Origin of the sequence: Blastococcus sp. Marseille-P5729, from assembly GCF_900292035.1 — a bacterium.
Classification (GTDB): domain Bacteria; phylum Actinomycetota; class Actinomycetes; order Mycobacteriales; family Antricoccaceae; genus Cumulibacter.
Genome location: NZ_OMPO01000005.1, coordinates 36502 through 42960, shown reverse-complemented (window position 1 = coordinate 42960; position 6459 = coordinate 36502). Strand labels below are relative to the sequence as shown.

Here is a 6459-nt window from a genome sequence, read left to right as displayed (position 1 = left end):
GCGGGAAAGCTCCCACCGCAGCGCGCCGGGGCCTCTTCCCTCTCCTGGCCCGCAACCCTGCCCGTGGCAAGGAGCGGCCCCGGCGCCCTGCAAAAGACCCGGCGGGGGGGCGCGCTGCGCCTCCACGACCCCCCCCCCTGGCTGGGGTGGGCGGCTCGGGCCCCCGCGCCCGGCACAAATCCCCCGGGCGGGGGGGGGGCGCCCCCCCGGGGGGGCCCCCCCGCCGCTGCTTTGGCGTGTCGTGCACGGTTACTCGTCGCGGTCGTTCGCCTTGCGTGCGGTTCGGCCGACCGGCATCGCCGTCCACTCGATGCGTTCCGGGAGAGTCCACCCCCGCCACCGCGCGAGCAGATACACCGCGGCACCGACAAGCGTCGCGACCGGCATCCCGATTCCCGGGCTACCGGCGGCCTGGAACGCTGCCCGCACACCCGCGGCGACCAGGGCCGGCGTCGCGTACAGCGGAGTGCCGCTGGCCAGCACCATGGGGATGCTGCCCATCGCGATGTCACGCACCGCCCCACCGCCGAGGCGTTGGCCAGGACACCGACCAGGTCGAGGACGTCGATCGTCTGCGCGAGCACCTCGCCGTCCATCGGTCTCCTTTCCCGCCGCCGTACGCCACGGTCGTACGCCACGGTCGTGCGCCGGCCGACGCCGCCGCGCTTCGTCGGCGCCTTCGGGCGCAACCTACCGCGCGGCCGCGACAGGGCATACGAAAGCATGGACGCATGGACGTGTATGAGGCGATCGCGCGACGCCGCGACGTACGGGCCGAGTTCACCGGCGAGCGGATCGACGAGCCGGCGCTGCTGCGGATGCTCGGCGCGGCGCACCAGGCGCCGAGCGTCGGGCACAGCGCGCCGTGGGACTTCGTGGTGGTCCAGGACGCCGACATCCTCAACCGGATGGCCGCGCACGTCGCGCAGAGGCGGCAGGAGTTCGCGGACTCTCTGCCGCCTGCGCGACGCGAGACCTTCGACCCGATCCGGATCGAAGGCATCCGCGAGAGCGGCACCGGCGTCGTCGTCAGCTACGACCACTCGCGCGGCGGCAACCACATCCTCGGCCGGCACACGATCGCCGAGACTGGCGTCCTGTCGGTCGCCCTGGCCATCGAGAACCTGTGGCTGGCCGGCGTCGCCGAGGGAGTCGGCGTGGGCTGGGTGTCGTTCTACGACGAGGACTTCCTGACCTCCCTCGTCGGCCTGCCGGACGGCGTACGACCGGTCGCCTGGCTGTGCGTCGGACCGGTCTCGCAGCTGCAGGAGGTGCCCGATCTCGAGCGCTTCGGCTGGCGGGGGCGCCGTCCGCTGCAGGACGCGATCCACCGTGACACGTGGGACGGCCCGCGCGCGTAGGATCTTGGCGTGCCAGCGCCGTCCGACCTCGACCCAGCGCCGTCCAGCCTCGACATCGAGTGGCTCGGCCTGCGCGAGGGACGGCGCATCGACTACCAGTGGGCGTGGGACTACCAACGCTCGGTGCACGCCCGCGTCGCCTCCGGCGAGCTGCCGGGACGGGTGCTGCTGCTGGAGCACCAGCCCGTTTACACCGCCGGCCGGCAGACCCTCGCCGAGGAGCGGCCCTTCGACGGCACTCCGGTCATCGACGTAGACCGTGGCGGCAAGATCACCTGGCACGGTCCGGGACAGCTCGTCGGCTACCCGATCATCACGCTGCCGGGCCGGATCGGCGTCGTCGACCACGTGCGCCGCATGGAACAGGCGGTGATCGACATGCTCGCCGAGCTCGGCATTGCCGGCCGTCGCGTGGAGGGGCGGACCGGCGTCTGGCTGCCCGCGGTCGGAGCGGCGCCGTTGACGGCGTCCGGCCCGGACATCCCGGACGCGGCTGGACGGGAGCATTCCTCGGCCGGGCAGCACGAAGAGCCAGAGACTTCGGAGGGTGCTGGGCGCGCGTATGACTCGGTACCGCTGTCGTTGCGGAATGTGGTGGCGACGCCGGGGCGGCCGGAGCGCAAGATCTGCGCGATCGGGATCAGGGTGGCCCGGCGTACGACGCTGCATGGCTTCGCGGTCAACGTCAGTAACGGGAATGCAGCCTTCGAGAACATCATCCCGTGCGGCATCAGCGACGCGGGCGTGACGTCGATCGCCGCCGAGCTCGGCGACGCCCCGCCGCTGGCCGAGGTCGCGCGGCTGCTCGAGCCGCACCTACGACGCTGCTGTGACTACGCGACCCCGCTCGCCGACGTCCTCTCCCCACCTGCGTCGTAGTTGGACCCGCTATAGCGGGTCCGAATGTGACGCGAGCGGTCGATTGACCGGCGGGAGTAGCCTGGTGCGGTGACTGTCGTACCTGAGGGACGCCGCCTGCTGCGGGTAGAGGCCAAGAACGCCCAGAGCCCGATCGAGCGCAAGCCGTCGTGGATCAAGACCCGCGCCAAGATGGGCCCGGAGTACCGCGACCTGCAGTCGCTCGTGAAGTCCGAGGGCCTGCACACCGTCTGCCAGGAGGCCGGCTGCCCCAATATCTTCGAGTGCTGGGAGGACCGCGAGGCGACCTTCCTCATCGGCGGCGAGCACTGCACTCGCCGCTGCGACTTTTGCCAGATCGAGTCGGCCAAGCCCACGGCGTACGACACCGGCGAGCCGATGCGGGTCGCCGAGTCGGTGCAGAAGATGGGGCTGCGCTACGCGACGGTGACCGGTGTGTGCCGCGACGACCTGCCTGACGAGGGTGCCTGGCTGTACGCCGAGACGATCCGGCTCATCCACGACCTGAACCCCGGCACCGGCGTCGAGATGCTCGCCCCGGACTTCTCCGGCAAGCCCGAGCTGCTGGCCCAGCTGTTCGAGGCGCGTCCCGAGGTGTTCGCGCACAACGTCGAGACCGTTCCGCGGATCTTCAAGCGGATCCGGCCTGGCTTCCGCTACGAGCGCTCGCTCGACGTCATCACCCAGGCGCGGGACGCCGGCCTGGTCACCAAGTCGAACCTGATCCTCGGCATGGGCGAGACCCGCGCCGAGGTCAGCGAGGCCCTCCAGCAGCTGCACGACGCCGGCTGCGACCTGGTCACGATCACCCAGTACCTGCGCCCCAACATTCACCTGCTACCGGTCGACCGGTGGGTCAAGCCAGAGGAGTTCGTCGAGCTCGCCGACGAGGCGAAGGCGATCGGCTTCGTCGGCGTCATGTCAGGGCCGCTGGTGCGGTCGTCGTACCGCGCCGGACGCCTCTACCAGCAGGCGATCGACGCCCGCGCCGCCGCGCACTGACCATTTTCCCGCACGCAGCCACGAGCCTCCCCCGCCGATAGATCGGGCAGGACCGGGACGGTCCGGCTGATAGCGCACAAACCTCCGTAAATCTGGGGGTCGAAGTGCATAGTGCACACGACGTGCCAGATCTGCGTAGTTTCCGGCCGCATTCGGTTCTCAGGTGGCGGCCGGCGCCGGCTGGGTGATCCGGATCTGGTTGCCGAACGGGTCGCGGATCGCCATGTCGATCCCGTAGGGCTGCTCGGTCGGCTCCTCGGTGATGTCGACCCCGGCCGCCTCCAGCCGTTCGAACGCAGCCCGGACGTCGTCGGTCTCCAGGATCGTCCAGGTTCCGGCGCCCTTCTCGGTGAGCTCGACGACCTGCGCCGCGGTCTTGGCGTCGATCGCCGGCGGGCCTGGCTTCTGCAGCAGAATGCGGCGACCGGGCTGGCCGGGCAGCTGGACGGTGAGCCAGCGCATCGGGCCCAGGTCGACGTCCGTCTCGACCTCGAACCCGAGGACGCCGGTGTAGAACTCCAGTGCCCGATCCTGATCAGTCACGTACATGGGGGTGATGGCGATGTTGGTAATCATGGGAGCAACGCTAGGGGGTGCTCGGCCCCGCGGGCTTCTCCGAAATCACCCCACATCACCCCACCGGGCGAGAGTTGGCCATGATCCAGCACCCGGGAGCGTTCGGCAGTGGCCCGAGGGCGCGGTGGGCGGACGGTGTCCGTCCCATCAGCCGGACGAAGGTGCGGGTGAAGGTCCCCAGGGACTCGTACCCGACCTCGATCGCGATCTCGGTGACCGATCGCTGGGTCGAGCGCAGCAGGGTCGCCGCACGCTCGATGCGGCGGCGGTAGAGGTACTGGTGCGGGGTCTCCCCGAAGGTCAGCTTGAACTGCCGGATGAAGTGATTCGGCGACAGGCAGGCCACTGCCGCCAGGGTCGCCACGTCGAGCGGCTCGGCGTACCGCCGGTCCATCACATCGCGAGCACGTAGCAGCTGGCGCGTCCGGGACTCCACACCGCGACACTATCGGGTCGTTCGGGACCCCAGCACAGCGACAGGTGCCCACCGGCACGTCGTGACGACGAGCCGGGGGGCGCCTGTGGAGCGGGCTACTCGGGGCGAACCGCGGTCGCACCGTCCTGGGGCGCGTCACGGTCGGCGTCGACCGGGCGTGACGTCGCGGACGGCGCCCCGTTGCCCGAGCCGGCACTGGAGGTGACGGTGAGGTTCTGCCCCGACTCCGGATCGAACAGGTGGATCTTGCTGGCGTCGATCTGCAGCTCGGCCTCCTCGCCCTCGCTGATCCGGCTGGCCGAGTCAAGCGAGACCACCATCTGGCTGCGCATCGAGTCGCCGTCCAGGTCCTTCTCGAGCTGGTCGAGCTGGGCCTGCACCTCCGGCGGCGCATCGAAGGGGATGTAGGCGTACTGCTCGTTGCCCAGCCACTCGACGACGTCGACCGTGGCGCGGAAGGTCGAGCCCGCCGCCGGGTTGTCGACCACGGTGGCGTCCTCGAAGTGCTCCGGGCGGATGCCGGCGATCAACAGCCCCTTGCCCTGCACTCTCTCGGCCTTGTCCGGCGGCAGCTCCACCTGGCCGAAGGGCAGCTTCACCGTCGATCCCTCGACGGTCGCCGGCAGGAAGTTCATCGGCGGCGAGCCGATGAATCCGGCCACGAACAGGTTCACTGGGTTGTTGTAGAGCTCGCGTGGCGAGGCCAGCTGCTGCAGGACGCCCCGCTTGAGGACGGCGACCTTGGTGCCGAGCGTCATCGCCTCGGTCTGGTCGTGGGTGACGTAGACCGTGGTGATACCGAGCTTCTTCTGCAGCCGGGCGATCTCGGTGCGCATCTGTCCGCGCAGCTTCGCATCGAGGTTGGACAGCGGCTCGTCGAACAGGAACGCGTCGGCGTCGCGGACGATCGCCCGGCCCATCGCCACACGCTGCCGCTGACCGCCGGAGAGATTGCCCGGCTTGCGCTCGAGGTGCTCGTCGAGCTCGAGCGTCTTGCTCGCCTCGCGGACCTTCTCGTCGATCTCCTGGTCGCTGAACTTCTTGCTCAGCCGCAGCGGGAAGGCGATGTTCTCGTACACCGACAGGTGCGGGTACAGCGCGTAGTTCTGGAACACCATCGCCAGGTTGCGGTCCCGGGGCGACAGGTCGTTCACCCGCTTGCCGCCGATCATCATGTCGCCGGAGGTGATGTCCTCCAGGCCCACGATCATCCGCAGCAGCGTGGACTTGCCGCAGCCGGACGGCCCCACGAGGATCAGGAACTCGCCGTCCTCGACATCGATGGAGACGTCGTTGACCGCCGGGAACCCGTCGCCGTACTTCTTGACGATGTTCTTCATCTGGATATCGGCCATGAGGAATTAGCCCTTCACTGCGCCGGAGGTCAGACCGGCGACGATCTTTCGCTGGAACAACAGGACGATGATGATGATCGGAACGGTACCGATCACCGCGGCCGCCGCCAGCAGAGAGGACGGCGGGTTGAACGGATCGGAGCCGACGAGGAAGGACATCGCTGCCGGGATCGGCCGCGCGTTGTCGCTCGAGGTCAGCGAGATTCCAAAGACGAAGTCGTTCCAGGCGAAGAAGAACGTCAGGATCGCGGTGGTGAACACACCGGGGGCCGCGAGCGGGACGATCACCTTGCGGAACGCCTGCCATGACGTGGCGCCGTCGACCTGGGCCGCCTGCTCCATCTCCCACGGGATCTCCCGGAAGAAGGCCGACAGGGTCCAGATCGCCAGCGGCAGCGTGAACGACATGTACGGGATGATCAGGCCGAGCCAGGTGTCGAACAGCCCGATGTTGCTCCACAGGTCGAACAGCGGGCTGACCAGCGACACGACCGGGAACATCGCGATCGCCAGCGCCACCCACAGCACGAACTTCTTGCCCTTGAACTCCAGGCGGGCCACGGCGTACGCCGCGAGCGTCGCGACGATGACCGACAGCAGCGTCGAGATCAGCGAGATGCCGATCGAGTTGATGATCGCCTTCACGAAGCTGGAGTGGTCGCCGGTCAGCAGCGCCTGGTAGTTCTCCCAGCCGGCGAAGCCGCCCTCCTTGGGAAAGAAGCCGGGGCTGCCGGCCGTGATCGACTCCTGCGACTTGAACGACAGCGAGATGATCCAGGCCACCGGCAGCAGGCACCAGACCATGATCAGCAGGAAGCCGAGCACCATTCCTATCTTGCGTAGGTTCATC

The 6459-nt window shown here is 69.1% G+C and carries 7 protein-coding genes and 1 pseudogene; 3 read left to right on the top strand and 5 right to left on the bottom strand.

The annotated features are described in order from the left end of the window. Window positions 1-249: 249 nt before the first annotated feature. Window positions 250-519 (bottom strand): annotated as a pseudogene (locus DAA40_RS16000) (hypothetical protein); the annotation flags it as partial. A 212-nt stretch (window positions 520-731) separates the two neighbouring features. Here DAA40_RS16000 and bluB point away from each other — a divergent pair. From bluB to lipA, 3 genes are all read left to right on the top strand, one after another. Beyond that, window positions 732-1361 (top strand): 5,6-dimethylbenzimidazole synthase, encoded by a 630-nt coding sequence (bluB, locus tag DAA40_RS15995; RefSeq protein WP_106850766.1) that lies wholly within the window; start codon window positions 732-734, stop codon window positions 1359-1361. Window positions 1362-1370: 9 nt separating this feature from the next. After that, window positions 1371-2240, top strand: coding sequence for a lipoyl(octanoyl) transferase LipB (lipB, locus tag DAA40_RS16815; RefSeq protein ID WP_234356433.1), 870 nt, complete (start codon window positions 1371-1373; stop codon window positions 2238-2240). Window positions 2241-2309: 69 nt separating this feature from the next. Then, window positions 2310-3242, top strand: coding sequence for a lipoyl synthase (lipA, locus tag DAA40_RS15985; protein ID WP_106850765.1), 933 nt, complete (start codon window positions 2310-2312; stop codon window positions 3240-3242). 159 nt (window positions 3243-3401) lie between these two features. Here the strand turns inward: lipA and DAA40_RS15980 are convergent, their stop codons facing one another. The 4 genes from DAA40_RS15980 to DAA40_RS15965 all read right to left on the bottom strand — a co-directional run bounded on the left by DAA40_RS15980 (window position 3402) and on the right by DAA40_RS15965 (window position 6458). Next, complete coding sequence (locus tag DAA40_RS15980; protein WP_106850764.1) at window positions 3402-3818, bottom strand: VOC family protein; 417 nt, start codon at window positions 3816-3818, stop codon at window positions 3402-3404. A gap of 55 nt (window positions 3819-3873) precedes the next feature. Then, a complete protein-coding gene (locus tag DAA40_RS15975; RefSeq protein WP_234356432.1) occupies window positions 3874-4254 on the bottom strand; it encodes a helix-turn-helix domain-containing protein in 381 nt (126 codons plus the stop codon). Window positions 4255-4349: 95 nt separating this feature from the next. Next, window positions 4350-5609, bottom strand: coding sequence for an ABC transporter ATP-binding protein (locus DAA40_RS15970; protein ID WP_106850763.1), 1260 nt, complete (start codon window positions 5607-5609; stop codon window positions 4350-4352). 6 nt (window positions 5610-5615) lie between these two features. Further along, window positions 5616-6458, bottom strand: a complete 843-nt coding sequence (locus DAA40_RS15965; protein ID WP_106850762.1) for a carbohydrate ABC transporter permease — start codon at window positions 6456-6458, stop codon at window positions 5616-5618. Window position 6459 lies beyond the last annotated feature (1 nt).